Source organism: Streptomyces calidiresistens (assembly GCF_014141525.1).
GTDB lineage: Bacteria > Actinomycetota > Actinomycetes > Streptomycetales > Streptomycetaceae > Streptomyces > Streptomyces calidiresistens.
In genome coordinates, this window is record NZ_VKHS01000605.1 from 1 (window position 1) to 3,423 (window position 3,423).

The window sequence follows — 3,423 nt, forward strand, 5'->3', positions numbered from 1 at the left end:
CAGTCACATTTGTATAAGAAACATGCACCACACCACTTCCCCGGAGGCGGTCAGCTCGTCCAGCATCGCCGGGCGGTAGTCCGCCACCCGGGAGGGCAGCACCAGCCGCTCCAGCGCGGAGGCGGGCACCGGACAGCCCTGCAACTGTTCGATCACCCGGGCCACGCCGTCCACACCCCGCAGGGCGTCGCCGGAGGTCGCCCCGGTGCGGGGGAAGGACACGTGCTGCCAGCGCGGCAGGAAGTCGGCCAGCGCCGCCGGGGCCACCGGTTCCAGCTCCTCGCGCAGCGCCGCCAGCGACCGACGCCGCAGCCGGCGCAGCACACCCGGGTCGCACCACTCGTGCCCCGGCGCCGGACCCGCGCCGTCCTGCGGCAGGGGTCGGAACTCGCCCTCCACCATGCGGCCCGCGGCGGCGAGCCGGGCCAGCCCGCCCTCCACCACCGCCGGGCCCAGCCCGAGGAACTCCGCCGCGGCGGCCGAGGTGAAGGGACCCCGGGTGCGCGCGAAGCGGGCCAGCAGGTCCCCCAGGGGGTCGGGCACCGGCTCGGTGAACGCCTCCGGCACCCCCACCGGCAGGGCGGCGCCCAGCGCGTCGCGCAACCGCCCGGCGTCCTCGATCGCGGCCCACCGCTCCCGGCCGGCGATCCGCACCCGGATCGCGCGTCGGGAGGCCTCCAACTCCTCGGCCCAGGCCGGCTCGGCCCCCCGCTCCACCAGTTCCCCGGTGGTCAGCGGTCCCAGGACCCGCAGCAGGTCGGCGGTGCCCTCGACGTCCTTCACCCGTCGCTCGGGTGTCAGCCAGGCCAGTTCCCGCTCCAGCTCGGCCAGGACCTCCGGGTCGAGCAGTTCCCGCAGCTCGGCCCGGCCCAGCAGCTCGGCCAACAGGCGGGAGTCCAGCGACAGGGCCGCGGCCCGCCGCTCGGCGAGGGGGGAGTCGCCCTCGTAGAGGTACTGCCCGACGTAGCCGAAGAGCAGGGAACGGGCGAACGGCGACGGCTCGCGGGTGGTGACCTCCACCACGCGGACCCGCCGCGCCTCGATGTCGGAGAGCAGCTCCACCAGTCCCGGCACGTCGAAGACGTCCTGGAGGCACTCGCGCACCGCCTCCAACAGGATGGGGAAGGAGCCGAACTCGCTCGCCACCGACAGCAACTGGTGGGCGCGCTGCCGCTGCTGCCACAACGGCGTACGGCGGTCCGGGCGCCGGCGGGGCAGCAACAGGGCCCGCGCCGCGCACTCCCGGAAGCGCGAGGCGAACAGCGCCGAACCGCCGACCGCGTCGGTCACCAGCCCCTCGATCTCGCCGGGGTCGAACAGCACCTCCTCCGCCCCGACCGGCGCCGCCTCCGCTCCACCGGCGCCGGCGCCGTGGTGCTCCTCGGACCACCCGTACGGGTCGGGGAGATCGGCGGCCGGGTCGGTGTCGGGGAGGCGCAGCACGATGCCGTCATCGGCGTGCATCACCTGGGCGTCCAGCCCGTACCGCTCCGCCAGTCGGGTGTTGAGGGCCAGGGCCCAGGGGGCGTGCACCTGCGCACCGAAGGGGGAGTGCAGCACGACCCGCCAGTCGCCCAGCTCGTCGCGGAACCGCTCGACCACCACCGTCCGGTCGTCCGGCACGTGACCGCAGGCCTCCCGCTGCTCCCGCAGGTGGGCGAGGAGGTTGTCCACCGCCCGCCCGTCCAGACCCGCCCGCGAGAGCCGCTCGACCGCCGCCGGCGGGTCCAGGTGGTTGATTTCGCGGAGGAAGGCGCCCAGGGCGCGGCCCAGCTCCAGCGGTCGGCCGAGCTGGTCCCCCTTCCAGAAGGGCAGCCGCGCCGGGGTGCCGGGGGCCGGGGAGACCAGCACCCGGTCACGGGTGATGTCCTCGATCCGCCAGGAGGTGGTGCCCAGCGTGAAGACGTCGCCCACCCGGGACTCGTAGACCATCTCCTCGTCCAGCTCGCCCACCCGGGTGCCGCCGCGCGAGGGGTCGCCACCCACCAGGAAGACCCCGAACAGGCCCCGGTCGGGGATGGTGCCGCCGGAGGTCACCGCCAGCCGCTGGGCGCCCGGGCGGCCGGTGAGGGTGCCCTCCACCCGGTCCCAGACCAGGCGCGGACGCAGCTCGGCGAAGGCGTCGGAGGGGTACCGGCCGGCGAGCATGTCCAGCACGGAGCGGTAGGCGGACTCCGGGAGCGAGGCGAAGGGGGCCGCCCGCCGGACGGTGGTCAACAACTCGTCCACGCCCCGGGTGTCCATCGCGGTCATCGCCACGATCTGCTGGGCCAGCACGTCCAGCGGGTTGGTCGGCACCCGCAGCGCCTCGATGGCCCCCTCCCGCATGCGTTCGGTCACCACGGCGGACTGGATCAGGTCCCCCCGGTACTTGGGCAGGATGACGCCCGCGGAGACGGCGCCCACACTGTGACCGGCCCGGCCCACCCGCTGCAGCCCCGAGGCGACCGAGGGCGGGGACTCCACCTGGATCACCAGGTCGACCGCGCCCATGTCGATGCCCAGCTCCAGGCTGGAGGTGGCCACCACCGCCGGGAGCACCCCCGCCTTCAGCTCCTCCTCCACCCGCGCCCGCTGCTCCTTGGAGACCGAGCCGTGGTGGGCGCGGGCCAGTACGGCGGGGGCGCCGCGACTCGCCCCCGAGCCACCCATCAGCTCCGCCGGGCCGTGCTCCTCGGCGAGCGCCTCGCCGCTCCGCCGCTCGACGGCGATCTCGTTGAGCCGGTTGCACAGGCGCTCGGCGAGCCGGCGGGAGTTGACGAAGACGATGGTGGAGCGGTGGGCCTCCACCAGATCGACGATGCGCTCCTCCACCGAGGGCCAGATCGAGGGCCTGCCGCCGTCGCCGGGGGACCCCGGGGCGCCGGGGGTACCGGGGGGACCGAAATCCGACACCGGGGAGCCGCCGAGGTCCCCGAGGTCGTCCACCGGAACCTGAACGGAGAGGCGGAACTCCTTGTGGGCCGGGGGCTGCACGATCCGCGCCCCACCCCGGGGGGAGAGGAAGCGGGCGACCTCGTCCACCGGGCGCACGGTCGCGGACAGCCCCACCCGCCTGGCCGGTTTCTCCAGCAGGTCGTCCAACCGCTCCAGGGAGAGCGCCAGGTGGGCGCCGCGCTTGGTGCCGGCCACGGCGTGCACCTCGTCCAGGATCACCGTCTCCACCCCGGCCAGCGATTCGCGGGCGCCGGAGGTCAGGAGGAGGAAGAGGGACTCGGGGGTGGTGATGAGGATGTCCGGGGGACGGCGGGCCATGGCCCGCCGCTCCGCGGGAGGGGTGTCCCCGGAACGGATGCCGACCCGCACCTCCGGCTCGGGCAGCCCGAGTCGGAGCGCCTCCTGCCGGATGCCGGTCAGGGGACTGCGCAGGTTGCGCTCCACGTCCACGGCGAGTGCCTTGAGGGGGAGGACAACAGGCACCCG

At 75.0% G+C, this 3,423-nt stretch carries 1 protein-coding gene; it reads right to left on the reverse strand.

Going from position 1 to position 3,423, the window contains the following annotated elements; translation table 11 throughout:
- Window positions 1-3: 3 nt before the first annotated feature.
- Window positions 4-3,423 (reverse strand): Lhr family ATP-dependent helicase (locus FOE67_RS30145; protein WP_438874265.1); only part of this gene is annotated, 3,420 nt, incomplete at its 5' end.